We start from the raw sequence: 26,979 nt of genomic DNA on the forward strand, positions 1-26,979 counted from the left end.
CGGGCGAAGAAAGCAGACGATCATGTCTCACCTGCTCGACTCCGTCGACTCCGCGTCGCTGCGCAGCGACATCCCGGCCTTCCGCCCGGGTGACACCGTCAACGTCCACGTCCGCGTCATCGAGGGCAACCGCTCGCGTGTGCAGCAGTTCAAGGGCGTAGTCATCCGCCGCCAGGGCGCCGGTGTCCGCGAGACCTTCACGGTCCGCAAGGTCTCCTTCTCCGTCGGCGTCGAGCGCACCTTCCCGGTGCACACGCCGATCGTCGAGAAGATCGAGCTCGTCACCAAGGGTGACGTCCGTCGCGCCAAGCTGTACTACCTGCGCGAGCTGCGCGGCAAGGCCGCGAAGATCAAGGAGAAGCGCGAGAACTGATCTCGCGTTCGGGGTCAGCACGTCGCCGGATAGCATCTGGCTTCGATGGACACCGAAGCACAGCCTGTGGAGCGCGACCGCTCCTCCCAGCCCGCGGAACACACCCCGGAGGGCGAGGAGGACCGGTCGCGCTCCTCTTTGCGTTCTCCCCACCCGCTGAGGCGGGGTCTGTCCCGGGGGATCGACGCGGTCGCCGCCTGGCTGCCCGGTGGCCGCGTGACGCTCGCGCTGCTCAGCTGCCTGGCGTTCCTGCTCGCCTTCAGCGTCCTGGTGATGCAGCCGTTCCAGATTCCCAGCGGCTCCATGGAGAGCACATTGAGGGTCGGGGACCGCGTTCTCGTAAATAAGTTGGCGTACCGTTTCGGTGCCGAACCGAAGCGGGGAGACGTGGTCGTCTTCGACGGCGACGGGTACTTCGGTGAGGCCGACTACATCAAGCGCGTCGTGGGTGTGGGGGGAGACCATGTGGTCTGCTGCGACAGCAGGGGGAGGATCGAGGTGAACGGGCAGTCCGTGGACGAGCGGTCCCTCCTGTATGCCGGAGACGCGCCCTCTGAGGTGTCGTTCGACATCAAGGTTCCCGACGGGACCCTCTTTCTGCTCGGCGACCACCGCAGCGACTCCCGGGACTCCCGGGAACTCCTGGGCGCACCCGGCGGCGGTTTCCTCCCCCTCGACCATGTGATCGGCAAGGCCGAATGGGTCGCCTGGCCGACCGGACACTGGCGCTCCCTGTCCCGGGCGGACGTCTACGCGCGCGTGCCCGCCCCCGGCGGCTCCCATGGGTAGGCGGGGCAGGGCGCCCGGCGGCGAGAGCGACGAGCGGCTGCCCACCGGGAGCCGGCCCACCAGCGGGCCGGCGCACCCCGGGCGGGCGGAGCGGCGCAAGCTCGCGCGCAAGGTGAAGCGCAAGCGCAGGCGCTCGGCGCTCAAGGAGATACCCCTCCTCATAGGCGTGGCCCTGCTCATAGCCCTCGTCCTGAAGACGTTCCTCGTCCAGGCCTTCGTGATCCCGTCCGGCTCCATGGAGCAGACGATCAAGATCGGCGACCGGGTCGTGGTGGACAAGCTCACCCCCTGGTTCGGCGCCGACGTGCACCGCGGGGACGTCGTCGTCTTCAAGGACCCCGGCAAGTGGCTGACGGCGGAGACGGGCCAGAAGAAGGACCCGCCGGTCGGCGTCAAGCAGATCAAGGAGGGCCTGACCTGGATCGGTCTGCTGCCCTCCGACAACGACCGCGATCTGATCAAGCGGGTCGTCGGTGTCGGCGGGGACACCGTGAAGTGCTGCGACAAGCAGGGCCGCGTCACCGTGAACGGGACGCCGCTGAACGAGACTTCGTACATCCACCCCGGCAACACCCCCTCCAAGTTCGATTTTTCGGTGAAGGTTCCCGAAGGCCGTCTGTTCGTGATGGGCGACCACCGTGCCAACTCGGCGGACTCCCGCTACCACCTCACCGAGGCGTACCACGGCACGGTCTCCGAGGAGTCGGTTGTGGGACGGGCCCGTGCCATCGTGTGGCCGATCGGCGACTGGGCCACTCTGGGCGAGCCTGAAACGTTCTCGGCCGTGGCCGACGCGCAAGGCGACGGATCGACCGCCGCGTCCGGCGCGTCGCATAAGGTGGCCACCACGAACAGCGCCGTCATGAGTTCGAACGCATCGGATTCGGACGGAATGATCCCCCTCCCGACCCCTGCGGAACTCCCGCTCGTTATGGGAGTGGTGGGCCTGCATCGCGTAGGGATCAGGCAGCGGCACGGAGTGAGGAGTGGATGTGGGGGACTTGGCGGTCGGCGCACGGTCAGGGCAGGGGCCCGAAGAACAGCCCGGGCGATCCGACGACGCGGCGAGTCCGGCCGTGACGGACCAGGGTCCCGCAGCCGGTGAGGGTGTGGACCCGGGTACCGGAGGCGGTGACGACACCGGCAGGCAGCCGAAGAAGCCCCGCTCCTTCTGGAAGGAGCTGCCGCTCCTCATCGGAATCGCGCTGGTCCTGGCCCTGCTGATCAAGACGTTCCTGGTCCAGGCGTTCTCGATCCCGTCGGCGTCGATGGAGAACACGCTGAGAATCGGCGACCGGGTGCTCGTCGACAAGCTCACGCCGTGGTTCGGCTCGAAGCCGGACCGTGGCGAGGTCATCGTCTTCCACGACCCGGCCGACTGGCTGGAGGGCGAGCCCACCGCGGACCCGAACGCGATCCAGCAGGTGCTGAGCTGGGTCGGCCTGATGCCGTCCGCCGACGAGAAGGACCTCATCAAGCGCGTCATCGGCGTCGCGGGCGACACCGTCGAGTGCTCGGGCACGGGCCCGCTCAAGGTGAACGGCAAGGCGCTCAACGAGACGTCGTACGTCTACGACGGCAACACCCCGTGCAGCGCGGACAACGCGGGCGGGACCTTCAAGGTGAAGGTACCCGCGGGCAAAGTTTGGGTCATGGGTGACCACCGCCAGGACTCGATGGACTCCCGCTACCACCAGAACGACAAGAACGACGGCTTCGTCCCGGTGGACAACGTCGTGGGCCGCGCGATCGTCGTCGCCTGGCCGCCCACGCACTGGTCCACGCTGCCCGTGCCGGACACCTTCGACCAGTCCGGGATCGCCGCGGCGGCGAGCGCGGCTCCGGGCGCGCTCGGCCTCGCGGGTGCGGTGCCGCTGGTGATCTGGCGCAGGCGCAAGATCACCAAGGGCCTTACCGACGGGAACACCAGGGTTTCTGGGACCGGTACCGCCGGGTAGGGTGCCGTCCCAGATCGCCGATCTTCCGTGGTCCGTGCCATTTCGGGGCCGGGCCGCGAGATCGATTTCTCCGACGCGGGGGAGCAACTGGGATGAGCAGGACACGTCGTACGGACGAGGGCCACGGCAAGGCCGGCAGCGTGCTGTCAGGCATAGCCGTGGCCCTCGGCTGTGTGCTGTTCCTCGGCGGATTCGTGTGGGGTGCCTTCGTGTACCAGCCGTACACGGTGCCCACCGACTCGATGACGCCGACGATCGGCGCGGGCGACCGGGTCCTCGCGCAGCGCATCGACGGCAGTGTGGTCAAGCGCGGCGACGTCGTCGTCTTCCAGGAGGCGACCTGGGGCGACATGCCGATGGTGAAGCGGGTCGTCGGCATCGGCGGCGACAAGATCGCCTGCTGCACCGACGGCAAGCTGACCGTCAACGGCAAGAAGATTGACGAACCGTATCTGCCGGCCGGTAAGAACGCCTCGCTGTCCGGCATCAAGTCCACGACGGTGCCCCAGGGGCGTCTCTTCCTGCTCGGTGACGAGCGCAGCGGTTCCCTGGACTCCAGCGTCCACCTCGGCGACTCGGAGAAGGGCTCGGTGGAGCGCGGCGCGGTACAGGCCCGGGTGGACGCCGTGGCCTGGCCCCTGAACGGCATGCTGGCGAAGCCCACCGGGTTCGAGGAGCTGCCCGGCGGGATCTCGCAGCCCGGGCCGCTGAAGTGGATGGTGTACGCGGTGGTGGCCGGAGCGGTGCTGGTGCTCGGTGGGGCCGCGTACGGCCCCACCGCGAAGCGCAGCCGGCGCTCGCGGACACGGACCGCGGAGCCGGTCCGTGTCTGAGCCGGAAGACGGGCTCCGCAAGGTGGCCCGGGTCGTGCTGCTCGATCCGCAGGACCGCGTCCTGCTGCTGCACGGGCACGAACCGGACGACGCGTCGAACGACTGGTGGTTCACCCCGGGCGGCGGCCTGGAGGGCGACGAGACCCGTGAGCAGGCCGCCCTGCGCGAGCTCGCCGAAGAGACCGGCGTGACGGACGTCGAGCTGGGCCCTGTGCTGTGGGAGCGAGTGTGTTCCTTCCCGTTCGACGGGCGGCGCTGGGACCAGGACGAGTGGTACTTCCTGGCCCGTACCCGGCATCCGGTGGCCTTGGAAGCGGAGTCGATGATCAATGAATCGGGCCTGACCGACCTGGAACGCCGCAGCGTCGCCGGAGCACGCTGGTGGACGTACCAGGAACTGGCCGAAGCGCATGAGACGGTGTATCCGACCAGACTCGCCGAGCTGCTGAATCGGCTGTTCGGCGAAGGTCCCCCGAGCCGGCCGCTGGTCCTCGACACGGAAATCGTCTAGAGGCCCCGGAGACTGGCGCACAATAGGGGGACGCACGGCTGAAGGGGAACATGCCATGAGCGCCGAGGACCTCGAGAAGTACGAGACCGAGATGGAGCTGAAGCTCTACCGGGAGTACCGCGACGTCGTCGGTCTGTTCAAATATGTGATCGAGACCGAGCGGCGTTTTTACCTCACCAACGACTATGAGATGCAGGTGCACTCGGTTCAGGGTGAGGTGTTCTTCGAGGTGTCGATGGCGGATGCCTGGGTGTGGGACATGTACCGGCCTGCCAGGTTCGTGAAGCAGGTTCGCGTTCTCACGTTCAAGGACGTGAATATCGAAGAGCTGAACAAGAGCGACCTGGAGCTTCCGGGAAGCTGAGTTCGGCACGCTGTCCCTCGGGCGGGTGACGGGGTTCTCCACAACCTGCCGGTAGTTCACCAAGATCCACTTCCTTTTCGCCGCTGCGTCAGCGTGGGCGTCGGAGGTGGTGCCGACGTGAACGCACAGGGAGCACTGGGGAAGTACGGCGAGGACCTGGCCGCGAGGCGGCTGGCCGAGGCCGGGATGACGGTGCTCGCGCGCAATTGGCGCGCGGGCCGGTCGGGCGAGATCGACATCGTGGCGCGGGACGGCGACGCGATCGTGGTGTGCGAGGTCAAGACCCGCCGAGCAGTGGGCGGCGCGGGCCGTGGCAGGGCTTTCGAGGACCCGATGGCCTCGATCACCGCGGTCAAGGCGCGGCGACTGCGGGATCTCGCCGAGCGATGGGTGCAGGAGCACGGCGGGGCGCCACCCGGCGGCGTGCGCATCGACCTCGTCGGCGTCCTGCTGCCGGAGCGTGGCGCGCCCCGCGTCGAGCATGTGCGGGGGGTGTCCTGATGGGATTCGCGCGTACGTGTTCCGTAGCCCTGGTGGGTGTCGAGGGCGTCGTCGTCGAGGTGCAGGCCGACCTGGAGCCGGGGGTCGCCGCGTTCACGCTCGTGGGGCTGCCCGACAAGAGCCTGGTGGAGAGCCGGGACCGGGTCAGGGCCGCCGTGGTCAACTCGGGGGCGGACTGGCCGCAGAAGAAGCTCACCGTGGGGCTCAGTCCGGCCTCCGTGCCCAAGGGCGGGTCGGGTTTTGATCTGGCTGTCGCCTGCGCCGTGCTCGGCGCCGCCGAGCGGATCGATCCGCGGATCCTCGCCGACATCGTGATGATCGGGGAGCTGGGGCTCGACGGCCGGGTGCGGCCCGTGCGCGGGGTGCTCCCGGCCGTGCTCGCCGCGGCCGACGCGGGCTACGAGCAGGTGGTGGTCCCGGAGTCCACGGCGGGCGAGGCAGCGCTCGTGCCGGGCATCTCCGTCCTCGGCGTGCGCAGCCTGCGCCAGCTCATCGCGGTCCTGGCGGACGAGCCGGTGCCGGACGAGGAACCGGAGACGCACGGCCGCCCCGACCCGATGCTCGCCGGACTGAGCATGCCCGGCAGCGGGGCGGGCGCCGGAATCGGCGGCCCGCTGCACGACGGACAGGGCCTCGATCTCGCCGATGTCGTCGGCCAGCTGTCGGCCCGCACCGCGATCGAGGTCGCCGCGGCGGGCGGCCACCACGTGATGCTGTCGGGTCCGCCGGGAGCGGGCAAGACCATGCTCGCCGAGCGGCTGCCCGCGATCCTGCCCCCGCTCACCCGCGAGGAGTCGCTGGAGGTCACGGCGATCCACTCGGTGGCGGGCATGCTGCCACCGGGCAAGTCGATGATCGACATCGCGCCGTACTGCGCGCCGCACCACTCGGCGACCATGCAGTCCCTCGTCGGCGGCGGACCGGGGATGGCACGGCCGGGAGCCGTCTCGCTGTCCCACCGCGGGGTGCTCTTCCTCGACGAGGCGCCGGAGTTCAGCGGCCGGGCCCTCGACGCCCTGCGGCAGCCGCTGGAGGCGGGGCATGTCGTCATCGCCCGGAGCGCGGGAGTGGTCCGGTTGCCCGCCCGCTTCCTGATGGCACTCGCCGCGAACCCCTGCCCCTGCGGGCAGTTCCGGGTGCACGGAGGCGAGTGCGACTGCCCGCCCGCCGCGGTCCGGCGCTATCAGAGCCGACTCTCCGGACCGCTGCTCGACCGCGTCGACCTGCGGGTCGAGGTGGACCCCGTCACGCGCAACGAACTGGCGGGGTACGGCCCCCGGGGCGACTCCACCCGGCTCGTCGCCGACCGGGTGCGCCAGGCCAGGGAGCGGGCGGCGGCCCGGTTCGCGGAGTCCCCGTGGCGGACCAACGCCGAGGTGCCGGGCCACGCCCTGCGCACCCGGTGGCCCGTGGCCCCGGGCGCCCTGGACGAGGCCGAACTGGACCTGGAGCGCGGCTTCCTGACCGCCCGAGGGCTCGACCGGGTGCTGCGGGTGGCCTGGACCGTGGCTGACCTCGCCGGGCGCGACCGGCCCTGCGCCCAGGACGTGGCGCTCGCGCTGCAACTGCGGACCGGCATCTCGCGCGGGGCGCCCATGACGATCGGGTCCGGCACATGACCGGGCGGAGCGTCCCGAACGAGGTGCGGCTGGCACGGGCACGGCTGACCCGGATCGTGGAGCCCGGGTGGGAGCCGGCCGGCCGGTGGTTGCGGGAGTTCGGGGCGGTGGAGACGGTGCGGCGTATCGATGAGGCCGACGAGGGAGCGACGGACCCGGCGCTGCCCGGGGTGCGCGAGGCGCGCTGGGCGGGCCTGGTGGCGCGGGCCCGTGAAGCGCCGCCCGCGGACCTCGACCTGACGCGGACCGGCCGGCTCGGGGCGCGCTTCGTGTGCCCGGGGGACCCCGAGTGGCCGGGACAGCTGGACGACCTGGGGGACGCACGCCCCCTCGGGCTGTGGGTGCGGGGCGGCGCCTCCCTGCGGATGTGGGCGCTGCGCTCGGTGGCCGTGGTGGGAGCGCGGGCCTGCACGGACTACGGGGTACGGATGGGCGCGAGCCTCGGCGCCGGGCTCGCCGAGCGCGGCTGGGTGGTCGTCTCCGGCGGCGCGTACGGCATCGACGCCGCGGCCCATCGCGGGGCGCTCGGCGCCACCGGGGCCACGGTGGCCGTCCTCGCCTGCGGCATCGATCGCACCTATCCGCGAGGGCACGAGCAGTTGATCGACCGGGTCGCGGAACAGGGTCTTGTGGTCGGCGAGTTGCCACCGGGCGCCCATCCCACGCCCAGCCGCTTCATTCTGCGGAACCGGGTGATCGCCGCACTCACCCGAGGCACGGTCGTGGTCGAGGCGGCCTACCGCAGCGGGGCGCTGGGCACGGCCCGCTGGGCGCTGCGACTGGGGCGGCACGTGATGGGCGTGCCGGGACCGGCGACCAGTGCTGTCTCCGCCGGGGTCCACGAACTGCTGCGCAAGGAGGGGGTGCTGGTGACGGACGCCGAGGAAGTCGTCGAGCTGGTCGGTGAGATGGGGGAGCTCGCGCCGGAGCGGCGCGGCCCCGTGGTGCCGCGCGACCTGTTGGGCCCGGCCACCGCACGCGTGCTCGCGGCACTGCCGGCGCGCGGGACGCGGACACTCGCCGAGGTCGGCCGGGAGGCCGGTGCGACCGACGACGACACGACCGGTCGGTTGTACGAACTGCGCTCGTTGGGGTTCGTCGAACGACACGGCGACGGCTGGAAGTTGACACGCCAGGCGATCCAGTCGGTCTTTCCGGACGGAGGCGCCTGCTGACCCACGGTGTTGCGCCGTCCGGATGACCCCTCGATGACCTTGGCAATTCCGGCAGTTGACGCTCCGTCCCGATCGCGTTCGGTACCGGAAGCGTCTGCGCAAGTCGCCCAAGGGAACGTATCTGCGCGCGTACGATCCCTTACCCTTCGCACACTGCGACGCTGCAGTCACGCTACGCTCACCAGGATTCGGGTTCGTCACCTCAATCCGTAATCAGGCAGGCAGCTCGGTACCAGTCATCACTAGACGGGCAACACGGCATCTTCACCAGCAAAAAGATCCCAGCGGCTTCCACGACCAGGACCACGGGCAGCACTCAGGCCCAGGCTCAGGCCCCGACCCGGGGCACCCTCTCCGACTCACTCGGTACGCAGCAGAACGGCACAAGGCGGCGCATGCCACAGCACACCTCCGGATCCGACCGGGCGGCGGTTCCCCCCGCAGCCCGCGGCTCCAGCGTGCGGCCTCCGGCCCCCTCCTCTCTCGAGGAGCTGTGGAGGTCGTACAAGGCGACGGGCGACGAGCGGCTGCGGGAGCAGTTGATCCTGCACTACTCGCCGCTGGTGAAGTACGTCGCCGGCCGGGTGAGCGTCGGGCTGCCGCCCAATGTCGAGCAGGCCGACTTCGTCTCGTCCGGGGTCTTCGGGCTGATCGACGCGATCGAGAAGTTCGACATCGAGCGGGAGATCAAGTTCGAGACGTACGCGATCACCCGGATCCGCGGCGCGATGATCGACGAACTGCGGGCCCTGGACTGGATCCCCCGGTCCGTGCGGCAGAAGGCGCGCAATGTGGAGCGGGCCTACGCCACGCTGGAGGCCAAGCTGCGGCGCTCTCCCTCGGAGAGTGAGGTGGCCGAGGAGATGGGCGTGGCGCTGGAGGAACTGCACGCCGTTTTCAGCCAGTTGTCCCTGGCGAACGTGGTGGCGCTGGAGGAGCTGTTGCACGTCGGGGGTGAGGGTGGCGACCGGCTCAGCCTCATGGACACCCTCGAGGACCAGGCCGCCGACAATCCGGTGGAGGTCGCCGAGGACCGGGAGCTGCGGCAGTTCCTGGCGCGGGCGATCAATACGCTGCCCGAGCGGGAGAAGACCGTCGTCACGCTCTACTACTACGAGGGGCTGACCCTCGCCGAGATCGGCAATGTGCTGGGCGTGACGGAGAGCCGGGTCAGCCAGATCCACACGAAGTCGGTGTTGCAGCTGCGTGCGAAGCTGGCGAGTTTCGGACGCTGACGGCGCATCGGTGACCGGCGGTGGCGAATCGTCCCTGCCATGATCGGCGACCCGTGATCGGTGGCCCGTGAGTGGGTGGGTGCCGGGCGGCCGAGTCCGCTGAGGCTCCCGTAGCGGGCGGCGCGTCCGTACAGTGGATGTGTGCCAAGGATTCGAGCGGCCTCTGTGGCCGAGCACCGGTCTATGCAGCGCGCGGCCCTTCTGGATGCCGCGCGTTCCCTGCTGTCCGAGGGTGGGACGGAGGCGCTGTCGTTCCCCGCTCTCGCGGAGCGGACGGGGCTCGCGCGGTCGTCCGTGTACGAGTACTTCAAATCCCGCGCTGCCGTCGTCGAGGAGCTGTGCGCGGTCGACTTTCCCGTGTGGGCCGCCGAGGTCGAGGCCGGGATGGCGCGGGCCGCGACGCCTCAGGGCAAGGTCGAGGCGTATGTGCGGGAGCAGCTGGCACTGGTCGGGGACCGGCGGCACCGGGCTGTCGTCGCCATCTCCGCGAGTGAGCTGGACGCGGGGGCCCGGGAGAAGATCCGGGCCGCGCACGGTGGGCTCGTCGCGATGATCGTCGAGGCGCTGGGGGAGATGGGGCATGGGCAGCCCCGGCTCGCGGCGATGCTGGTTCAGGGGGTTGTCGATGCGGCGGTGCGGCGGATCGAGCTCGGGGCCGCCGAGGAGCCGGGTGTGATCGTGGATGCCGCCGTGGGCATGGTGCTGCGGGGCGTTCAGGGCTGAGGTCGGTTTCGGCGGTGCTGCGGCTGGGGCCGGCGGAGCGCTCACCCCGCGCCGGGGCGCCGCCTTGCCCACCCTGCCGCCCATGGTGGCAGATTGCCCAAGGCGGCGGGGCGGGAAGCGGCGGGCGGCAGATTGCCCGAGGCGGGGTAGGCGAGCGGCGGCAGATTGCCCGAGGCGGTGGGGGCGATGTCCCATACGGGCAGTAGGCGTGCGGGCCTGTGCCGCAGCAGCGATGGGTCCAGCAGTGACAGCGGGTCCAGGTACGTGTCGCCTCTCAGTAGGCCCCAGTGCAGGCACGACGGAGCCGTGGGCGGGCAGTGGCCCGTCGGGAGTTCCAAGGTGCCGAGCACCTGGCCCGGCGCGACCTCGTCGCCCTTCGCCACGGTGGGCGTCACCGGCTCGTACGTCGTGCGAAGGGGCGGGTCCCCGGTGCCCGTCAGCTCCATGGACACCACGCCTCGTCCCGCCACCCGGCCCGCGAAGGAGACCCGGCCGGCGGCCTGCGCCCTTACCGGGGCGCCGATCGGGGCCGCGAGGTCCACGCCGCGGTGGCCCGGGCCGTAGGGCGTCGCAGGCGGGGACCAGGCGCGTACCACTGCAGGGCGGTCGCCCACCGGCCAGAGACCGGCCGCGTGCACCGCTGCACCGGCGGCCCCGACGCTCAGCACCGCCAGAAAAATAGTCACGCTCAGTAGTCGTCGCATGGCGGAAATGATCCGCGAACCGGCACGTTCCGGGGGATCTTGGCCGGGAAACGTGGACTACCCGGCGGTTGTGGACAGCGACGTCACCCGGTACCTCCAGGGTCCCGTACACTTCATGTGGCGATCCGGCCCACCGGATCGACTTCGCACGCCCCGACACCGGGCCCTTTCGGGTTCGTGTCAGCGCCTTTCGGTCCCGTGCTCACGCACGAGGCAGGCGCGCATCGGGGCGTCAGGAAACAACCGAGAACACTCAGAGGAGTACGGCCATGGCCGTCGTCACGATGCGGGAGCTGCTGGAGAGCGGCGTCCACTTCGGTCACCAGACCCGTCGTTGGAACCCGAAGATGAAGCGCTTCATCTTCACGGAGCGCAACGGCATCTACATCATCGACCTGCTCCAGTCGCTGTCGTACATCGACCGCGCCTACGAGTTCGTCAAGGAGACCGTCGCCCACGGCGGCACGGTCATGTTCGTCGGTACGAAGAAGCAGGCGCAGGAGGCCATCGCCGAGCAGGCGACCCGCGTCGGCATGCCCTACGTGAACCAGCGCTGGCTGGGCGGCATGCTCACCAACTTCTCGACCGTCTACAAGCGTCTGCAGCGCCTCAAGGAGCTCGAGCAGATCGACTTCGAGGACGTCGCCGCGTCCGGTCTCACCAAGAAGGAGCTTCTCGTGCTCTCGCGCGAGAAGGCCAAGCTGGAGAAGACCCTCGGCGGTATCCGCGAGATGTCCAAGGTTCCCAGCGCCGTCTGGATCGTGGACACCAAGAAGGAGCACATCGCTGTCGGCGAGGCCCGGAAGCTCAACATTCCGGTCGTCGCGATCCTCGACACGAACTGTGACCCCGACGAGGTCGACTACAAGATCCCGGGCAACGACGACGCGATCCGCTCCGTCACCCTGCTCACCCGCGTGATCGCCGACGCCGTCGCCGAGGGCCTCATCGCCCGTTCCGGCGTGGCCACGGGCGACCAGAAGCCGGGCGAGAAGGCCGCCGGCGAGCCCCTCGCCGAGTGGGAGCGCGACCTGCTCGAGGGTGAGAAGAAGGCCGACGAGAAGGCTGAGGAGGCCCCGGCTGCTGCCGAGGCTCCCGCCGCGGAGGCGCCGGCCGCTGAGGCCCCCGCCGCCGAGGCTCCCGCCGCTGAGGCCCCGGTCGCCGAGGCTCCGGCCGCTGAGGCCGAGCAGGCCTGACTCGTACGGGATTTCGGTTTCATGAGGTGACGGCGGGGGCCCCACAAGGCCCCCGCCGTTCACCCGTGACCATCCTCCGTACGACCTTTCGTCGTCAGACACTTCAGACTTCGTAGAGAGAAAACCAGGATCATGGCGAACTACACCGCCGCTGACGTCAAGAAGCTCCGCGAGCTCACGGGCGCCGGCATGATGGACTGCAAGAAGGCGCTCGACGAGGCCGACGGTCAGGTCGACAAGGCCGTCGAGGCGCTCCGCATCAAGGGCCAGAAGGGCGTCGCCAAGCGCGAGGGCCGCTCCGCCGAGAACGGCGCGGTCGTCTCCCTCATCGCCGACGACAACTCGACCGGCGTCATCGTCGAGCTGAAGTGCGAGACGGACTTCGTCGCCAAGGGCGAGAAGTTCCAGGCCGTCGCCAACGAGCTGGCCGCGCACATCGCCAAGACGTCGCCCGCCGACATCGACGCCCTGCTCGCCTCGGAGATCGAGGCCGGCAAGACCGTCCAGGCGTACGTCGACGAGGCCAACGCCACGCTGGGCGAGAAGATCGTCCTGGAGCGCTTCGCCCAGTTCTCCGGCGCGTACGTCACGGCCTACATGCACCGCACCATGCCCGACCTGCCCCCGCAGATCGGTGTTCTGGTCGAGCTGGACAAGGCCGACGCCGACCTCGCCAAGGGTGTCGCGCAGCACATCGCCGCCTTCGCGCCGAAGTACCTCACCAAGGGCGACGTCCCGGCCGAGGTCGTCGAGTCCGAGCGTCGCGTCGCCGAGGAGACCACCCGCGCCGAGGGCAAGCCCGAGGCCGCGCTCCCGAAGATCGTCGAGGGTCGCGTCAACGGCTTCTTCAAGGAGGCCACGCTCCTCGGCCAGCCGTACGCGCTCGACAACAAGAAGTCGGTCGAGAAGGTCCTCCAGGAGGCTGGTGTCACCCTGAAGCGCTTCTCGCGCATCAAGGTCGGCATCTGAGTCCGTACCGCGTCCGACGCGAGACCCCGCTAGGGTCGACAGCAGTCGTCCGGGTACGCACTGGACGACCGCAGATGTGACGAGGAGGCCATTGCCGCGCATGGGTTGCGAAACACCCCATCGGCAATGGCCTTCTTCGTATGTGTGCCAAGCAAGAAGAGGCGAGAATCCATGACCAGCACCCAGGCTGCAGACAAGGGCGACAAGAGCGACGACGGCAAAGGCGCGGGGCGCTTTCTGCTGAAGCTCTCCGGTGAGGCGTTCGCCGGGGGCGGGGGTCTGGGTGTCGACCCCGATGTGGTGCACGCCATCGCCCGGGAGATCGCGGCCGTGGTCCGTGACGGGTGGCAGATCGCCGTCGTCATCGGCGGCGGCAACTTCTTCCGCGGTGCCGAGCTCCAGCAGCGCGGCATGGACCGGGCCCGCTCGGACTACATGGGCATGCTCGGTACGGTCATGAACTGCCTGGCCCTCCAGGACTTCCTGGAGAAGGAGGGCATCGACAGCCGCGTCCAGACCGCCATCACGATGGGCCAGGTCGCCGAGCCGTACATCCCGCTGCGCGCCGTGCGCCACCTGGAGAAGGGCCGCGTCGTCATCTTCGGCGCCGGCATGGGCATGCCGTACTTCTCCACCGACACCACCGCCGCGCAGCGCGCCCTGGAGATCGACGCCGAGGCGCTGCTCATGGGTAAGAACGGTGTCGACGGTGTCTACGACTCGGACCCGAAGACCAACCCCGAAGCCGTGAAGTTCGACGCGCTCGGCTACGGCGAGGTCATCACGCGCGACCTGAAGGTCGCCGACATGACCGCGATCACCCTGTGCCGTGACAACAAGCTGCCGATCCTCGTCTTCGAGCTCCTCACGTCGGGCAATATCGCGCGCGCCGTCAAGGGTGAGAAGATCGGGACGCTGGTGGGCGAGCAGGGCACCCGCGCCTGACCCTCAGGTCCGTGACACCCCGCGAGGGATGGACAATGTCCTGCCGGTCGGACACCGTGCAAGGACACCGCAGGACACCGCAGGAAGCCGCGCGAGTACACCGCGCGGGAAGCAACAGACGCGACGCAGCCGGCCGCCCCGTGCATGCCGGGCCCCACTCAAGACACGCAGGAGCAAGTGGTGATCGAAGAGACCCTCCTCGAGGCCGAGGAGAAGATGGAGAAGGCCGTCGTGGTCGCCAAGGAGGACTTCGCCGCGATCCGCACCGGCCGTGCGCACCCGGCGATGTTCAACAAGATCGTGGCTGACTACTACGGTGCGCTGACGCCGATCAACCAGCTGGCCTCGTTCTCGGTGCCCGAGCCGCGGATGGCCGTGGTGACCCCGTTCGACAAGAGCGCGCTGCGCAACATCGAGCAGGCGATCCGTGACTCGGACCTGGGCGTCAACCCGAGCAACGACGGCAACATCATTCGTGTGACGTTCCCCGAGCTCACCGAGGAGCGCCGCCGCGACTACATCAAGGTCGCCAAGAGCAAGGCGGAGGACAGCAAGGTGTCCATCCGTTCCGTCCGTCGCAAGGCCAAGGAAGCCATCGACAAGGCGATCAAGGACGGCGACATCGGCGAGGACGAGGGCCGTCGCGGCGAGAAGGAACTCGACGACACCACCGCCAAGTACGTGGCCCAGGTCGACGAGCTGCTCAAGCACAAGGAAGCCGAGCTGCTCGAAGTCTGAGGCAGCGCGGAACATCGAGGTTCGAGGAATCTGTGAACGACTCTTCCTGGGGGGCGCCGCAGACCGGGCCCGGGTACTGGGGGCCCGCTGATCAGGACCGGGCCCCGGCAGGTCCCGCCTACGGTCAGGGCCCCTCGTACGACCAGGGACGCGCTCCGGCGGGTCCCGCGTACGAACGGCACGCGGTTGAGGAGACTCGGCCCATGCCCATCGTGCCCGATATGCCCGACGTGCCCGCCGGTGGCGGTGACGACCAGGACGACCGGGGGGCTGCTCGGCTGAGCGGTCCCCTGTTCCGCGACGAGGCGGCCGCTCCGCTGGCTCCGCCCGAGCCGCAGACCGGCCCACAGGAGCCCATGACCGGCGCAGCGCCTCAGCCCCAGCAGCCCGAGCCCCAGCCGCAGCCTCAGCAGAAGAAGAGCGCGGGGCGGGATCTCGGTGCGGCCATAGGGGTCGGCGTCGGGCTCGGTGCCGTGATCATCGCGTCGCTGTTCATCGTCAAGGCGGTGTTCATCGGCGTGATAGCGGTCGCCGTCGTGGTGGGCCTGTGGGAGCTCACCTCGCGGCTCGAGGAGCGCAAGGGCATCAAGGCGCCGCTCGTGCCGCTCGCCGTCGGTGGCGCGGCGATGGTCGTCGCCGGTTACGTCCGTGGGCCCGAGGGCGCGTGGGTGGCGATGGCGCTGACCGCGCTCGCGGTCCTGGTGTGGCGGATGACCGAGCCGCCCGAGGGCTATCTGAAGGACGTGACGGCCGGGGTCTTCGCCGCCTTCTACGTTCCCTTCCTCGCGACGTTCGTGGCGATGATGCTCACCGCGGACGACGGGGCCTGGCGGGTTCTGACCTTCCTGATCCTGACCGTGGTCAGCGACACCGGCGCGTACGCGATCGGCTGGCGCTTCGGCAAGCACAAGCTCGCGCCGCGCATCAGCCCCGGAAAGACCCGCGAGGGCCTCTTCGGTGCGGTGCTCTTCGCGATGGTGGCGGGCGTCCTGTGCATGCAGTTCCTGATCGACGACGGGACCTGGTGGCAGGGCCTGGTCGTCGGCGCCTGCGTCGCGGCCAGCGCGACCCTGGGTGACCTCGGCGAATCCATGATCAAGCGGGACCTCGGCATCAAGGACATGGGAACCCTGCTCCCGGGCCACGGCGGCATCATGGACCGCCTGGACTCCCTGCTGCCGACGGCGCCTGTGGTGTGGCTGCTGCTGGTGCTGTTCGTCGGGTCCGCCTGACCTGACGCGAGCTGACGGAGAAGGGGCGGGCACCTATTGGGTGCCCGCCCCTTCTGCGTTGCGGCAGCCGGTGTCGGGCGCTATTCGCTCGCCTTCAGGTGGCGGCGCCATACGATCCGTCGATTGACCAGCAACACAGCCCAGACCAGTACTTGGGCTGCGGAGGCCAGGATCTGTCCCACTGGGGCGCCGTCCGCGATCCTCCGGACCAGGAGAGCGCCGGACACGACGAGCAGTGGCCAGAACAGCCATGGGGACCACCGCACGGTCCATGCCGCTCGGGGTGGAAGAACACCGGCTGACGCCGTCGCGCCTCGGCGCATGTCACTCACCGCGTTCCCTTCGGTCGGAGGCTGCCCGGACATCGTGCGGCTCGTGACCCCGCGGACGCCAGGCCCGCTTGCGACGCCTCTGCGACAGACCGCCGTCGAAGGAGCGCGGCCGGCGCCCCGGTCCCTGGCATTCTCGTGTGCACCTGGCTCGACGGCATCAAGTGTGCGTACATCCGCAGCGCCAGGCATGGACCTGGCGCACACGGACGTCCATGCCCGGCGGCTGAACCGAAACGATCGACGAGCTCGCCCCACGGGACCGGTATGCCCAGGAGATCCTCGCTGCCTTTGAGGCGTCATCGAGCCCGAGCTCGTAAGGCGGACGGGATGGGAGCTGGCGTGAGTGGTGGGTCGGGGCGTAGTTCACTCGCCCAGTTTCTAACCAGCCCGGACCTCGGTGTTCTGGCCGACATGCAGCAGCCAGTCGCCGTCACTCTGCTTGGTCATGATGTAGAGCGGGGAGCCTTCCGTGTCGCCGTCTGCCGAGTGGTAGACCTGCCGAATCTTGACAGCCGCCACGTCGGGTCGCAGGAACTGGATGTGCACTGCCTCGTACGTGACATCACCGTCCCAGGTGGCGTTGGGCAGCACGGCGCGGGTGAACTCGGCGATGGCGTCGAGGCCGATGAGGACTTTGCCGTGAGCGGTCGTCCAGACGGCATCAGAGTGGAAGAGCGCGAGGAAGCCCGTGGCATCTTTGGCGCGCTGCGTCTGCTCGACGGTGGCAATGATCTGTTCGATGGCCTTGGTGTCGGCGCTCTTGGTATCCATGTGAATCATGCTGGAATCTCAACTGCGCTTGAGGTCAAGGGCTTTCGGATGCTGGGTGTCGATCGGAGGGACAGCTCTCCGCCTCCAGCAATGGCCGCTTCACTCCACTGATCTAGGCTTCTTGATCAGATGGTCGGCCGATCACCTGGCGAGTCGAGGCGACGAGGCGTGGCTGTGCTCGGGCCGCGAAGCTAGCTGGTCAGACATGGGGAAGCCGAGGGTTTCGGGCCGCCACCGGGCCGCCCGTGGCCGCTCAGCAGTGATCAGACGCTACCGACAGTGACAGGCGCCCAGCGCGACGACCCCAGGTCACGCCCATCCATCTGCGACACTGGTACAGCCATGCCTAAGCCCGGAGAACTCACCTTTGTCGCCCCCCGCGGAGCCAAGAAGCCGCCGCGGCACCTCGCCGATATGACTCCTGCGGAGCGGAAGGAGGCTGTCGCTGCTGTTGGCGAGAAGCCGTTCCGTGCCAAGCAGCTGTCGGCGCACTACTTCGCGCGGTACGCGCACGACCCCGAGCAGTGGACCGACATTCCCGCCGCGTCGCGGGAGAAGCTGCGGGAAGCGCTGCTGCCCGAGCTGATGTCCGTCGTGCGGCATCTGTCGACCGACCAGGACACCACGCGCAAGACGCTGTGGCGGCTGTTCGACGGGACGCTCGTCGAGTCGGTCCTCATGCGGTATCCGGACCGGGTGACGATGTGTATCTCGTCGCAGGCCGGGTGCGGGATGAACTGTCCGTTCTGTGCCACCGGGCAGGCCGGTCTCGACCGGAACCTGTCGACCGGTGAGATCGTGCACCAGATCGTGGACGGGATGCGGGCGCTCAGGGACGGGGAGATCCCCGGTGGGCCGGCCCGGCTCAGCAACATCGTGTTCATGGGGATGGGGGAGCCGCTCGCCAATTACAAGCGGGTCGTCCAGTCCATTCGCGCGCTCACCGATCCCGAGCCGGACGGGCTCGGGCTGAGCCAGCGCGGCATCACCGTGTCGACCGTGGGACTCGTGCCCGCCATCCACCGCTTCTCCGACGAGGGCTTCAAGTGCCGCCTCGCCATCTCGCTGCACGCGCCTGACGACGAGCTGCGCGACACCCTCGTACCGGTCAACACCCGGTGGAAGGTCCGCGAGGTGCTCGACGCCGGGTGGGAGTACGCCGCCAAGTCCGGGCGCCGGCTGTCCATCGAGTACGCGCTCATCCGGGACATCAACGACCAGGCGTGGCGCGGTGACCGGCTCGGCCGGCTGCTCCGTGGCAAGCCGGTGCACGTCAACCTCATTCCGCTGAACCCGACACCCGGGTCGAAGTGGACGGCGTCGCGGCCCGAGGACGAGAAGGCGTTCGTCGAGGCGATCGCCGCCCACGGCGTGCCCGTGACCGTGCGCGACACCCGTGGCCAGGAGATCGACGGGGCGTGTGGTCAGCTCGCGGCGACCGAGCGGTAGCCTGGCAGCCGTACGTCGTACGTACACTCGTCGAAACATCTTCATATTCCGACAGGGGAGCGCCACAGCGCTGAGAGTGCGGTAATGACCGCAGACCCTCTGAACCTTGCCCAGGTCATTCTGGGTAGGAAGTTCGGTCACCACTCAAGCTGTTGCGCCCTGCCCTGGGACCGTCGAGGTCCCGGGGCAGGGCCGCGTCTCTTCCTGGACACCCCCAGGAGGAAATCTAGTGAGCAAGAAGACCTATCCGCTCGCGGCCGTCGCCGTGGCCGTGGGGCTCGGCCTGGTCACGCTGTCCGCGTGCGGGTCGTCCTCGGACACCGCGGGCTCGGGCGGCGACTCCAAGACCGTCACGCTCGTCAGCCACGACTCGTGGGCCGTCTCCAAGAGCGTGCTCGCCGACTTCGAGAAGTCGTCCGGGTACCAGGTGAAGGTCCTCAAGGACGGCGACGCCGGAGAGGCCGTCAACAAGGCCATCCTGTCCAAGGGCAATCCGCAGGGCGACGTCTTCTTCGGCGTCGACAACACCCTGCTCTCGCGCGCCCTCGACAACGGCGTCTTCGCCTCCTACAAGGCCAAGGGCCTGAGCGAGGTGAAGGAGCAGTACCAGCTCGACGCCCAGAAGAACCGGGTCACGCCGATCGACACCGGCGACATCTGCGTCAACTACGACAAGAAGTACTTCGAGCAGCACCACCTGACGCCGCCGTCGTCCTTCGCCGACCTGACGAAGCCCGAGTACAAGGACCTGCTCGTCACCGAGAACGCGTCCACCTCGTCGCCCGGCCTCGGCTTCCTGCTCGGCTCCGCCGCGAGTTACGGCGACGACGGCTGGCAGGGCTACTGGAAGAAGCTCAAGGCCAACGGCGTGAAGGTCGTCGACGGCTGGGAGCAGGCCTACAACGAGGAGTTCAGCGGGAGCGCCGGCGGCAAGAAGGCGGGCGGTGAGCGGCCGCTCGTCGTGAGTTACGCGTCGTCGCCGCCGGTCGAGGCCATCTACTCCGACCCGCAGCCGAAGACCTCGCCGGTCGGGGTGGCGAAGGGGACCTGCTTCCAGCAGATCGAGTTCGCCGGGCTGCTCGACGGCGCGAAGAACGAGAAAGGCGGGCAGGCGCTCATCGACTTCCTGATCTCCAAGAAGTTCCAGGAGGACATGCCGCTCAACATGTTCGTCGACCCGGTGACGAAGAACGCCACCGCGCCCGCCGCGTACACCAAGTACGCGGTCCCGGTCGACGACGCCGAGACGATGGCGCCGCGCAAGATCGCCGAAAACCGTGACGACTGGGTCAAGGCGTGGACCTCGCTCGTACTGAAGTAGGAGGCGGCCGGAAGGCGTCCCACGGGAACGCGGCGCGGCTGGGCCTGATGGTCCTGCCCGTCGTGTTCTTCGCGGTCTTCTTCGCCTGGCCCGTCGTCGCGATCGTCCAGCGCGGGCTGCACGTCGACGGCGGCTGGCAGTTCGGGCGGATCACCGAGGTGCTCGGGCAGTCCGACATCCGGCACGTGCTGTGGTTCACCGTGTGGCAGGCGCTCGCGTCGACCGCGCTCACGCTGCTGATCGCGCTGCCGGGAGCCTATGTCTTCGCGCGCCTCGACTTCCCCGGCAAGCAGCTGCTGCGGGCGGTGGTGACCGTGCCGTTCGTGCTGCCGACCGTGGTCGTCGGCACCGCCTTCCTCGCCCTCCTCGGGCAGGGCGGCCTGCTCGACGAGCTGTGGGGGGTGCGGCTCGACACCACGGTGTGGGCGATCCTGCTCGCGCACGTCTTCTTCAACTACGCGGTCGTCGTACGCACCGTGGGCGGCCTGTGGGCGCAGCTCGACCCGCGTCAGGAGGAGGCCGCGCGGATGCTCGGCGCCTCGCGCCTCGCCGCCTGGCGGAGGGTCACGCTGCCCGCGCTCGGGCCCGCCGTGGCCGCCGCCGCGCTGATGGTCTTCCTGTTCACCTTCACCTCGTTCGGCGTCGTGCAGATCCTCGGCGGGCCCGGGTTCTCGACGCTGGAGGTCGAGATCTACCGGCAGACCGCGCAGATCTTCGACCTGCCGACCGCCGCCGTGCTCACCCTGGTGCAGTTCGCCGCCGTCGGCCTGATCCTCGCTCTGCACGCCTGGACCGTGCGCCGCCGGGAGAGCGCCCTGCGGCTCGTCGACGCCTCGCAGACCGCCCGCAGGCCGCGCGGCGCCGGGCAGTGGGCCCTGCTGGGCGGGGTGCTCGCAAGCGTCGTCGTACTGATCCTGCTGCCGCTCGGCGTGCTGGTGCTGCGCTCGTTCGACACGGCGGACGGGTTCGGGCTCGGCTACTACCGGGCGCTGCTGTCGTCCGACGGCGGGACCTTCCTCGTACCGCCCATCAACGCCATCGCGAACTCGCTGGAGTACGCGGTCGCCGCCACCGCCATCGCGCTGCTGATCGGCGGCCTCGCGGCGGCGGCGCTGACCCGCCGGGCCGGGCGGCTCGTGCGCGGCTTCGACGCGCTGCTGATGCTGCCGCTGGGCGTGTCCGCGGTGACCGTCGGATTCGGGTTCCTCATCACCCTCGACAAGCCCCCGCTCGATCTGCGGGCCTCCTGGATCCTGGTGCCGCTCGCGCAGGCGCTCGTGGGCGTGCCCTTCGTCGTACGGACCATGCTGCCGGTGCTGCGCGCCGTCGACGGACGGCTGCGGGAGGCCGCCGCCGTGCTCGGCGCCTCACCGCTGCGGGCCTGGCGGGAGGTCGATCTGCCGATGGTGCGGCGGGCGCTGCTGGTCGCCGCGGGCTTCGCCTTCGCCGTCTCGCTGGGCGAGTTCGGGGCGACCGTGTTCATCGCGCGGCCCGACAGCCCGACCCTGCCCGTCGCCGTGGCCCGTCTCCTCGGCCGCGCAGGCGACCTCAACTACGGTCAGGCGATGGCCCTCTCGACGATCCTGATGCTCGTCTGCGCCGTCTGCCTGCTGCTGCTCGAACGCATCCGGCCTGCGAAGGCCACGACCGGGGAGTTCTGATGCCGTCTCCACTGGAACCGCCGCCCCTGCTGGAACTGGGCGACGCCACCGTGCGGTTCGGCGGGCGGGCCGTGCTCGACACGGTCGGCCTGGAGGTCGCCGAGCACGAGATCGTGTGCGTCCTCGGGCCCAGCGGCAGCGGGAAGTCGACGCTGCTGCGGGCCGTCGCGGGGCTCCAGGACCTCGACTCGGGGCGGGTGCTGCTCGGCGGGCGCGACCAGCGCGGAGTGCCCGCGCACAAGCGGGGCGTGGGCCTGATGTTCCAGGACCACCAGCTGTTCCCGCAGCGCGACGTCGGCGGCAACGTCGCCTTCGGACTGCGCATGCACGGCGCCTCGAAGAGCGAACAGGCCGACCGCGTAAGTGAATTGCTCGCCCTCGTCGGACTGCCCGGCGCCGAGCGGCGGGCCGTCGCCGCGCTCTCCGGCGGTGAGCAGCAGCGCGTCGCCCTGGCCAGGGCGCTGGCGCCGCGGCCCCGGCTGCTGATGCTGGACGAGCCGCTCGGGCAGCTCGACCGGTCCCTGCGGGAGCGGCTCGTCGTCGAACTCCGCGAGCTGTTCGGCGAGTTGGGGACCACCGTCCTCGCCGTCACCCACGACCAGGGGGAGGCCTTCGCGCTGGCCGACCGGGTCGTGGTGATGCGGGACGGGCGGATCGCCCAGTCCGGTACGCCCCTTGAGGTGTGGCAGCGGCCGGCCGACGAGTTCGTGGCGCGCTTCCTGGGCTTCGACAACGTCGTGGAGGCGGCCGTCTCCGGCGAGGTCGCCGTCACCCCCTGGGGCAAGGTGCCTGTGCCCGCCGGGACGGCGCAGGGGGCCGCGCACATCCTCGTACGGCCGGCCGGAGTGCGTCTGGTGCCCGCCGACGAGGCACAGGTGACGTGCACCGTCGCCGCCCGCACCTTCCGGGGCACGCACGTCGCGCTGCACCTGCACCCCATGGACACGCCCGCGCCCCGGCTGGAGGCGGCGTGCGCGCTGCGGGAGGCCCCCGAGGTGGGGGACGAGGTGGGCGTCGCCTTCGACGCGGACGACATCGTGGTCCTGGACGGCTGAGCGGTCCGGACGTACAAGAGCCGACCGGCCCGGGCACGCAAAAGCGGCCGTACGAGGCGCCGGCGGTGATGCTTCACCGGTGCGTCGTACGACCGCTCAAGTGGGTCAGGCCTTCGCGCCACGCTTGCGCAGGGCGAACACCACGCCGCCGCCCGCGAGGACCAGCGCCGCCGCGATGCTGGCGAACAGACCGGTGTTGGAGCTGGCTCCGGTCTCCGCCAGGTTCGAGTCACCCGCCGGGGAGGCCGAGTTGGCGGGGGCCGGGGCGGCCTCCGAGGTGGACGCCGAAGCGCTCGGCGTGGCCGACTCGGCCGGGGTGCTCGGCGCCGAGGACGACGGCGTCGCGCTCGGGGTCGGCTTCTCGGTCGGCTTCTCCGTGGCGCACGCGGTGGCCGGCGTGGTGACGCCGCCCTTGACGTCCTCGTCGACGTTGTACTTGTCCGTCTTGACGTGGATGCGGTACGTCGCGTTCGGCGCCCAGTTCTCTTCGAACGTGACGGTGGCGCCCTCACGGGTGCCCTTCACGACCTGCGAACCGACCTCCTTCTCCGAGCCGTTCGACTGGAGGTAGACGGTGACGGTCGCCGGGGTGCCCGAGCTGTCCTTGTCGGTGACGGTGATGACGCCCTTGTCGCCGTTGCAGCTCGCCGCAGCGGAGAACTCGGAGATGTTGCACGCCGACGCGGTGCCCGCGGCGCCGAGGGCCAGCACGGTCGCGGCGCACGCGACACCGGTGAGGCGCCCGGCACGGCCGGATATACGGGAGGAAAGGGAGGGGGGTACGGACACTGTTGTCCTTCACGGGATCTTGTCGAGATGACGGGGGCGCTGTGGGACCGCACGCGGCTATCACCACGGAACCCCCACGGTCACCTCACGTTTACAAGTGCACGTGACGCAACGTCAATGCACAAACAGGGCACAGCAGTCAGTCTTGACCTGCGCTTGACCCTGCGATCCGTTTCAACGCCTCGCCGGCCTCCTCCACGGAGTCCACGAGCGCGATCCGCGACTCCATGGAGCGGCCCCGCGCGAGCGACCGGAGCAGCGGCCACGCCGGCAGCTCCTCCGTCCAGTGCGTACGGCCGACGAGGACCATCGGCGTGGGTTCCCCGCGCGACTCGTAGTAGTTCGGGGTGGCGTTGTCGAAGATCTCCTGCACGGTTCCGGCCGCGCCCGGCAGGAAGATCACGCCGGCGTTGGAGCGGGCGAGCAGCCCGTCCTCGCGGGTGGCGTTCGCGAAGTACTTGGCGAGGTGCGAGGCGAACGGGTTGGGCGGCTCGTGGCCGTAGAACCAGGTGGGGATGCCGACCGAGGAGCCGCCGTCCGGCCAGCGGGTACGGACCTCGAAGGCCGCCCGCGCCCACTGGGTCACCGACGGGGTGAACGACGGCGATTTCGCGAGGAGTCGGAGGGCCTCGGCGAGCATCGTGTCGTCGAACGGCGCCGCGTACGCGCCCAGGTTCGCCGCCTCCATCGCGCCCGGACCGCCACCGGTCGCCACGGTGAACCCGGAGCGGGCGAGCGTACGGCCGAGGTGGGCCGCGCCCGCGTAGGCGTCCGTGCCGCGCGCCATGGCGTGACCGCCCATGACGCCCACCACCCGGGCACCGGTGAGCAGTTCGTCGAGTGCGTCGGAGACCGAGTCGTCGTGCACGGCGCGCAGCATCGAGGCGAAGACGTCGCCGTCGGCCTTGGTCCGCTGGAACCAGTCGTAGGCGCGGGCGTCCGGCGTCGCCTCGTACCCGTCGTCCGTGGCCAGGCCCGCGAAGAGTTCGTCGGGCGCGTAGACATGACCGCGGTACGGATCGAAGGGGAGCCCGGGGACGGGCGGGAAGACGAGGGCGCCGCGCGCTCTGACGCGCGCGGCGGCCTCCGGCTCCATGGGGCAGCCGAGGAATATGGCGCCCTGGACATCGGTGGTGAGCAGGGCCTGTGTACGGGCCGTCAGGTCGACGGCCTGTACGCGGTGTCCGGTGAGGCTGCCGCCGTCCCCGACGGTCCGGTCGAACTCGGCGAGCGTCTCGATCTCGCGGTCGGCGGTGGTGCTGGGCGGGGCGGCGTCGCTGGGTGTCGGCATCCGCTCAGCTTAAGCACCCCTGCCCACGGGCGAGTTGGTCAGCCCTCGACGACCGACGGGTCCATCCACGCGATCTCGAAGGTGTGGCCGTCGAGGTCGTCGAAGGCCCGGCCGTACATGAACCCGTGGTCCTGCGGTTCGCCGGTCTCGGTGCCGCCCGCGGCGATCGCCTTCTCGACCATCTCGTCGACCTTCGCGCGGCTCTCGGCGCTCAGACACAGCAGCACCTCGCTGCTGGTGGTCGAGTCGATGATGGACTTCTTGGTGAAGCCCGCGTACTTCTCCTTGGTCATCGGCATGAGGATGATGGTGTCGCTGACGACCACGGCGGAGGCCGTCTCGTCGGTGAACTGCGGGTTGATGGTGAAGCCCAGCTCCGTGAAGAACTTCTTGGCGGCGTCCAGGTCGCTCACGGCCAGGTTCACGAAGATCATCTGCTGGTACATGGGGTGTCCGTCGCCTTCTGTGTCGGTCGGTTTCATGCCGTTCGCAGGGTTAGACGTGTCCCCGGGGCAAAACTCATCGCGGAATCAGCGGAATCGCCGAAAGTTCCGCGACGGCCCAGGTCAGAGGTGCGAACACGGCGAACAGCGCGCCCGCCCGCAGGGCCACGGCGCCGCGCAGCATCGTCGCGGGAGCGCCGAGCCGCAGCAGCGCCGCGTTCGTGTCGCTGCGGGCCTGACGGGCCTCGACGGCCGCCGTGGCCAGCGTGGCGACGGCGCAGCCGACGACCAGCACCGAGCCCAGCGTGGACAGCGGACCGAGGTCGGGGCCCGCGCCCGCGTACAGGGCGATCGCCGCGTACGTCCCCGAGGCGACGGCGCACACGACGCCGATCGGGGTCCCGACGCGCCGCGCCTCCTCCTGGAGCACGCGCCCGGCGAGCAGCCGCACCGCGCCGGGCCGCACCGCCTGGAGCGCACGCCCGCAGTGGTACGTGAGGGCGGGTCCGGCGAGGGCGAGCCCGAGGGCGGTCAGCGCCCAGCCGGCCAGCACCCCGGAGGAGGAGCCGCCGAGGCCGCCCGGCATGGGAAAGCCGCGGTCGCCCCGCGCGTGCGAGGCGTACGTCTCCACGGCGAGCCCCGCGGCGAGCAGCGCGATGCCCCAGGGCAGCCCGGTGGGCGCCGGGGACGGCTCGCGCGGCTCCTCCTCGGCCTCGCCCGCCTTCCTGGCCCGCGGGCGCAGCACGACGGCGGAGGCGGCCGACGCCGCGACCGGCACGAAGGTGAGCAGGGTGAGCGCGGCGGCCAGCGGCAGCGGCTTGCCCGCGGCGAGCAGGTCGCGGGCCGCGCCGTCGAACGGCAGCCCCGACAGATCGCCCCGCAGGTGCAGGAAGAACAGCAGGGCCAGCATCGAGCCCAGCGTGCAGGCGATCGCCGTGGAGATCGCCGAGAGCAGGGTGAGCCGGGCCGGGCCGAGGCCGACCGCCGACAGGCCCGTGCGCGGCTTCGTACCCGGGTCGGAGCGGGCCACGGCGACCGCGAAGTACACGGTGGCGGCCAGCGGGATCGCGCACCAGGCGAGCCGCAGCAGGGAGCCGCCGGAGGCGTCGGGGTGGCCCATCGCGTAGCCGAGCGTGCACAGCAGCAGGAAGCCGGTGCCGCCCGACGCGGCGGCCACCAGCAGTCTGCGCAGCTGGACCAGGGGATGGGCGCCGCGGGCTAGACGGAGACTGAGCACGCGGCCCGGCCCTCCGTGTCTTCGGGGTTCTTGGGGTCCGCGGGCCCGGCCGGCAGGTGCACGGTGGTGACCCGGCGTCCGTCGAGCAGCGACACCGTGCGGTCGGCGAGCGCGCTGACCTCACTGTCGTGCGTGGCCAGGACGACGGTGATGGCGTGCGAGCGGGCCGCCGCCGTCAGGGTGCGCAGGACGTGCGCGCGCTCGGCGCGGTGCAGGGTCGCCGTCGGCTCGTCGGCGAAGACCACGTCGGGCTGGTGCACCAGGGCGCGGGCGATGGCGACGCGCTGGCGCTCGGCCATGGCCAGGGTGTGCGGGCGCTTGCGGGCGAGCTGGCCGACGTCGAGCCGGTCCAGCCACTCGTGGGCGGCGGTCTTGGCGGGCCGGCGTCCGGTGCCGCGCAGCATCAGCGGCAGCGCGGTGTTCTCCCAGACGTTCAGCTCCGGGACGAGGACCGGCTCCGGGTCGATCCAGCCGAACCGGTCCCGCCGCAGGCGTTCGCGTACGAGCGCCCCCATGGTGTGCACGGGGGTGCTGTTGAACCACACCTCCCCGCCCTTGTCGGGCAGCAACTGGCCCGACAGGCACTGCAGGAGCGTCGTCTTGCCGGCGCCGCGCGGGCCGGTGACGGCGAGGATCTCGCCCCCGCGGACACCGAGGGAGACCCCGGTGAGCGCGGGCGAGCCGCTGTGGGAGAAGTGCAGGGCACGCGCCCAGAGCACGTCGTTGTCCGGTGGGGCCACCATGGCGTACACCTCGGTTCAGATC

The 26,979-nt window shown here is 70.2% G+C and carries 28 protein-coding genes and 1 riboswitch; of the genes, 21 read left to right on the plus strand and 7 right to left on the minus strand.

The annotated features are described in order from the left end of the window. The first annotated feature begins 22 nt into the window (after window positions 1-22). The 12 genes from rplS to ACFVDP_RS15400 all read left to right on the plus strand — a co-directional run bounded on the left by rplS (window position 23) and on the right by ACFVDP_RS15400 (window position 10,081). Window positions 23-373, plus strand: a complete 351-nt coding sequence (gene rplS, locus ACFVDP_RS15345; RefSeq protein WP_037886451.1) for a 50S ribosomal protein L19 — start codon at window positions 23-25, stop codon at window positions 371-373. Between the two features lie 45 nt (window positions 374-418). Further along, entirely contained in the window at window positions 419-1,162 is a 744-nt protein-coding gene (gene lepB / locus ACFVDP_RS15350; RefSeq protein ID WP_383489065.1) for a signal peptidase I, read from the plus strand. Further along, window positions 1,155-2,267: a signal peptidase I gene (gene lepB, locus ACFVDP_RS15355; RefSeq protein WP_383489068.1), complete on the plus strand. Its 1,113-nt coding sequence runs from the start codon at window positions 1,155-1,157 to the stop codon at window positions 2,265-2,267. The genes lepB (ACFVDP_RS15350) and lepB (ACFVDP_RS15355) overlap by 8 nt, the downstream gene beginning before the upstream one ends. Then, window positions 2,155-3,120 (plus strand): signal peptidase I, encoded by a 966-nt coding sequence (gene lepB / locus ACFVDP_RS15360; RefSeq protein ID WP_383489071.1) that lies wholly within the window; start codon window positions 2,155-2,157, stop codon window positions 3,118-3,120. The genes lepB (ACFVDP_RS15355) and lepB (ACFVDP_RS15360) overlap by 113 nt, the downstream gene beginning before the upstream one ends. 92 nt (window positions 3,121-3,212) lie before the next feature. Next, complete coding sequence (gene lepB / locus ACFVDP_RS15365; protein WP_383489074.1) at window positions 3,213-3,953, plus strand: signal peptidase I; 741 nt, start codon at window positions 3,213-3,215, stop codon at window positions 3,951-3,953. Continuing rightward, the gene (locus tag ACFVDP_RS15370) at window positions 3,946-4,464 is read left to right on the plus strand and encodes an NUDIX hydrolase (RefSeq protein WP_383489077.1); all 519 of its coding nucleotides are present in this window, start codon (window positions 3,946-3,948) and stop codon (window positions 4,462-4,464) included. Before lepB (ACFVDP_RS15365) ends, ACFVDP_RS15370 begins: the two co-directional genes overlap by 8 nt. 55 nt (window positions 4,465-4,519) lie before the next feature. After that, a complete protein-coding gene (locus tag ACFVDP_RS15375; protein WP_005311352.1) occupies window positions 4,520-4,828 on the plus strand; it encodes a DUF2469 domain-containing protein in 309 nt (102 codons plus the stop codon). Window positions 4,829-4,945: 117 nt separating this feature from the next. Then, on the plus strand, window positions 4,946-5,329 hold the full coding sequence (locus ACFVDP_RS15380; RefSeq protein ID WP_383489080.1) for a YraN family protein: 384 nt from the start codon (window positions 4,946-4,948) through the stop codon (window positions 5,327-5,329). Then, a complete protein-coding gene (locus ACFVDP_RS15385; RefSeq protein WP_383489083.1) occupies window positions 5,329-6,948 on the plus strand; it encodes a YifB family Mg chelatase-like AAA ATPase in 1,620 nt (539 codons plus the stop codon). Before ACFVDP_RS15380 ends, ACFVDP_RS15385 begins: the two co-directional genes overlap by 1 nt. After that, window positions 6,945-8,123: a DNA-processing protein DprA gene (gene dprA, locus ACFVDP_RS15390; protein WP_383489086.1), complete on the plus strand. Its 1,179-nt coding sequence runs from the start codon at window positions 6,945-6,947 to the stop codon at window positions 8,121-8,123. Before ACFVDP_RS15385 ends, dprA begins: the two co-directional genes overlap by 4 nt. 395 nt (window positions 8,124-8,518) lie before the next feature. Beyond that, window positions 8,519-9,358, plus strand: a complete 840-nt coding sequence (gene whiG / locus ACFVDP_RS15395) for an RNA polymerase sigma factor WhiG (RefSeq protein ID WP_383489089.1) — start codon at window positions 8,519-8,521, stop codon at window positions 9,356-9,358. Window positions 9,359-9,523: 165 nt separating this feature from the next. Beyond that, window positions 9,524-10,081, plus strand: a complete 558-nt coding sequence (locus ACFVDP_RS15400) for a TetR/AcrR family transcriptional regulator (RefSeq protein WP_383489561.1) — start codon at window positions 9,524-9,526, stop codon at window positions 10,079-10,081. A 41-nt stretch (window positions 10,082-10,122) separates the two neighbouring features. Here the strand turns inward: ACFVDP_RS15400 and ACFVDP_RS15405 are convergent, their stop codons facing one another. Continuing rightward, window positions 10,123-10,785 carry a peptidoglycan DD-metalloendopeptidase family protein gene (locus ACFVDP_RS15405; protein WP_383489092.1) on the minus strand — a complete coding sequence of 221 codons (663 nt, stop codon included), beginning with the start codon at window positions 10,783-10,785 and terminating at the stop codon, window positions 10,123-10,125. 269 nt (window positions 10,786-11,054) lie between these two features. On the opposite strand from ACFVDP_RS15405, the gene rpsB reads away from it, so the two are divergent. The 5 genes from rpsB (at window position 11,055) to ACFVDP_RS15430 (ending at window position 15,865) form a co-directional block, all read left to right on the plus strand. Then, window positions 11,055-11,981: a 30S ribosomal protein S2 gene (rpsB, locus tag ACFVDP_RS15410; protein ID WP_383489095.1), complete on the plus strand. Its 927-nt coding sequence runs from the start codon at window positions 11,055-11,057 to the stop codon at window positions 11,979-11,981. A gap of 132 nt (window positions 11,982-12,113) precedes the next feature. Beyond that, the gene (tsf, locus tag ACFVDP_RS15415) at window positions 12,114-12,950 is read left to right on the plus strand and encodes a translation elongation factor Ts (RefSeq protein ID WP_383489097.1); all 837 of its coding nucleotides are present in this window, start codon (window positions 12,114-12,116) and stop codon (window positions 12,948-12,950) included. A 171-nt stretch (window positions 12,951-13,121) separates the two neighbouring features. Continuing rightward, a complete protein-coding gene (pyrH, locus tag ACFVDP_RS15420; protein WP_383489100.1) occupies window positions 13,122-13,895 on the plus strand; it encodes a UMP kinase in 774 nt (257 codons plus the stop codon). Between the two features lie 180 nt (window positions 13,896-14,075). Next, window positions 14,076-14,633: a ribosome recycling factor gene (gene frr / locus ACFVDP_RS15425; protein WP_353944974.1), complete on the plus strand. Its 558-nt coding sequence runs from the start codon at window positions 14,076-14,078 to the stop codon at window positions 14,631-14,633. A 32-nt stretch (window positions 14,634-14,665) separates the two neighbouring features. Then, window positions 14,666-15,865, plus strand: a complete 1,200-nt coding sequence (locus tag ACFVDP_RS15430) for a phosphatidate cytidylyltransferase (protein WP_383489103.1) — start codon at window positions 14,666-14,668, stop codon at window positions 15,863-15,865. A gap of 710 nt (window positions 15,866-16,575) precedes the next feature. On the opposite strand, the gene ACFVDP_RS15435 is transcribed toward ACFVDP_RS15430, so the two are convergent. Further along, window positions 16,576-16,977 carry an SgcJ/EcaC family oxidoreductase gene (locus ACFVDP_RS15435; RefSeq protein WP_383489106.1) on the minus strand — a complete coding sequence of 134 codons (402 nt, stop codon included), beginning with the start codon at window positions 16,975-16,977 and terminating at the stop codon, window positions 16,576-16,578. A 333-nt stretch (window positions 16,978-17,310) separates the two neighbouring features. Here ACFVDP_RS15435 and rlmN point away from each other — a divergent pair, with 333 nt between their 5' ends. The 4 genes from rlmN to ACFVDP_RS15455 all read left to right on the plus strand — a co-directional run bounded on the left by rlmN (window position 17,311) and on the right by ACFVDP_RS15455 (window position 22,454). Further along, entirely contained in the window at window positions 17,311-18,417 is a 1,107-nt protein-coding gene (gene rlmN / locus ACFVDP_RS15440) for a 23S rRNA (adenine(2503)-C(2))-methyltransferase RlmN (RefSeq protein WP_383489109.1), read from the plus strand. Window positions 18,418-18,460: 43 nt separating this feature from the next. Next, a riboswitch (TPP riboswitch) is annotated at window positions 18,461-18,566 on the plus strand. Window positions 18,567-18,646: 80 nt separating this feature from the next. Continuing rightward, on the plus strand, window positions 18,647-19,738 hold the full coding sequence (locus tag ACFVDP_RS15445; RefSeq protein WP_383489112.1) for a thiamine ABC transporter substrate binding subunit: 1,092 nt from the start codon (window positions 18,647-18,649) through the stop codon (window positions 19,736-19,738). After that, window positions 19,714-21,399 carry an ABC transporter permease gene (locus ACFVDP_RS15450; RefSeq protein ID WP_383489114.1) on the plus strand — a complete coding sequence of 562 codons (1,686 nt, stop codon included), beginning with the start codon at window positions 19,714-19,716 and terminating at the stop codon, window positions 21,397-21,399. Before ACFVDP_RS15445 ends, ACFVDP_RS15450 begins: the two co-directional genes overlap by 25 nt. Further along, window positions 21,399-22,454: an ABC transporter ATP-binding protein gene (locus ACFVDP_RS15455; protein ID WP_383489117.1), complete on the plus strand. Its 1,056-nt coding sequence runs from the start codon at window positions 21,399-21,401 to the stop codon at window positions 22,452-22,454. The genes ACFVDP_RS15450 and ACFVDP_RS15455 overlap by 1 nt, the downstream gene beginning before the upstream one ends. A 105-nt stretch (window positions 22,455-22,559) precedes the next feature. Here ACFVDP_RS15455 and ACFVDP_RS15460 read toward each other — a convergent pair whose 3' ends face one another. From ACFVDP_RS15460 to ACFVDP_RS15480, 5 genes are all read right to left on the minus strand, one after another. After that, window positions 22,560-23,243, minus strand: a complete 684-nt coding sequence (locus tag ACFVDP_RS15460) for an LAETG motif-containing sortase-dependent surface protein (RefSeq protein WP_383489120.1) — start codon at window positions 23,241-23,243, stop codon at window positions 22,560-22,562. 139 nt (window positions 23,244-23,382) lie between these two features. Then, entirely contained in the window at window positions 23,383-24,534 is a 1,152-nt protein-coding gene (locus tag ACFVDP_RS15465; RefSeq protein WP_383489123.1) for an LOG family protein, read from the minus strand. A 38-nt stretch (window positions 24,535-24,572) separates the two neighbouring features. After that, window positions 24,573-24,980 (minus strand): VOC family protein, encoded by a 408-nt coding sequence (locus ACFVDP_RS15470; RefSeq protein WP_383489564.1) that lies wholly within the window; start codon window positions 24,978-24,980, stop codon window positions 24,573-24,575. A 73-nt stretch (window positions 24,981-25,053) separates the two neighbouring features. Continuing rightward, window positions 25,054-26,214: a hypothetical protein gene (locus ACFVDP_RS15475; RefSeq protein ID WP_383489126.1), complete on the minus strand. Its 1,161-nt coding sequence runs from the start codon at window positions 26,212-26,214 to the stop codon at window positions 25,054-25,056. Beyond that, the gene (locus ACFVDP_RS15480; RefSeq protein WP_383489129.1) at window positions 26,196-26,957 is read right to left on the minus strand and encodes an ABC transporter ATP-binding protein; all 762 of its coding nucleotides are present in this window, start codon (window positions 26,955-26,957) and stop codon (window positions 26,196-26,198) included. The genes ACFVDP_RS15475 and ACFVDP_RS15480 overlap by 19 nt, the downstream gene beginning before the upstream one ends. Window positions 26,958-26,979 lie beyond the last annotated feature (22 nt).

The sequence above is a fragment of the Streptomyces sp. NPDC057694 genome, assembly GCF_042799415.1.
Classification (GTDB): domain Bacteria; phylum Actinomycetota; class Actinomycetes; order Streptomycetales; family Streptomycetaceae; genus Streptomyces.

Bases quoted from the DNA above. Each gene is read 5' to 3' on its own strand.
- ACFVDP_RS15470 (WP_383489564.1), bottom strand. From the start codon at position 24,980: ATGTACCAGCAGATGATCTTCGTGAACCTGGCCGTGAGCGACCTGGAC.
- pyrH (WP_383489100.1), top strand. From the start codon at position 13,122: ATGACCAGCACCCAGGCTGCAGACAAGGGCGACAAGAGCGACGACGGC.
- rlmN (WP_383489109.1), top strand. From the start codon at position 17,311: ATGCCTAAGCCCGGAGAACTCACCTTTGTCGCCCCCCGCGGAGCCAAG.
- ACFVDP_RS15455 (WP_383489117.1), top strand. From the start codon at position 21,399: ATGCCGTCTCCACTGGAACCGCCGCCCCTGCTGGAACTGGGCGACGCC.
- dprA (WP_383489086.1), top strand. From the start codon at position 6,945: ATGACCGGGCGGAGCGTCCCGAACGAGGTGCGGCTGGCACGGGCACGG.
- whiG (WP_383489089.1), top strand. From the start codon at position 8,519: ATGCCACAGCACACCTCCGGATCCGACCGGGCGGCGGTTCCCCCCGCA.
- ACFVDP_RS15465 (WP_383489123.1), bottom strand. From the start codon at position 24,534: ATGCCGACACCCAGCGACGCCGCCCCGCCCAGCACCACCGCCGACCGC.
- lepB (WP_383489068.1), top strand. From the start codon at position 1,155: ATGGGTAGGCGGGGCAGGGCGCCCGGCGGCGAGAGCGACGAGCGGCTG.
- ACFVDP_RS15405 (WP_383489092.1), bottom strand. From the start codon at position 10,785: ATGCGACGACTACTGAGCGTGACTATTTTTCTGGCGGTGCTGAGCGTC.
- lepB (WP_383489074.1), top strand. From the start codon at position 3,213: ATGAGCAGGACACGTCGTACGGACGAGGGCCACGGCAAGGCCGGCAGC.
- ACFVDP_RS15385 (WP_383489083.1), top strand. From the start codon at position 5,329: ATGGGATTCGCGCGTACGTGTTCCGTAGCCCTGGTGGGTGTCGAGGGC.
- ACFVDP_RS15375 (WP_005311352.1), top strand. From the start codon at position 4,520: ATGAGCGCCGAGGACCTCGAGAAGTACGAGACCGAGATGGAGCTGAAG.
- rpsB (WP_383489095.1), top strand. From the start codon at position 11,055: ATGGCCGTCGTCACGATGCGGGAGCTGCTGGAGAGCGGCGTCCACTTC.
- tsf (WP_383489097.1), top strand. From the start codon at position 12,114: ATGGCGAACTACACCGCCGCTGACGTCAAGAAGCTCCGCGAGCTCACG.
- ACFVDP_RS15435 (WP_383489106.1), bottom strand. From the start codon at position 16,977: ATGATTCACATGGATACCAAGAGCGCCGACACCAAGGCCATCGAACAG.
- ACFVDP_RS15480 (WP_383489129.1), bottom strand. From the start codon at position 26,957: ATGGTGGCCCCACCGGACAACGACGTGCTCTGGGCGCGTGCCCTGCAC.
- rplS (WP_037886451.1), top strand. From the start codon at position 23: ATGTCTCACCTGCTCGACTCCGTCGACTCCGCGTCGCTGCGCAGCGAC.
- lepB (WP_383489065.1), top strand. From the start codon at position 419: ATGGACACCGAAGCACAGCCTGTGGAGCGCGACCGCTCCTCCCAGCCC.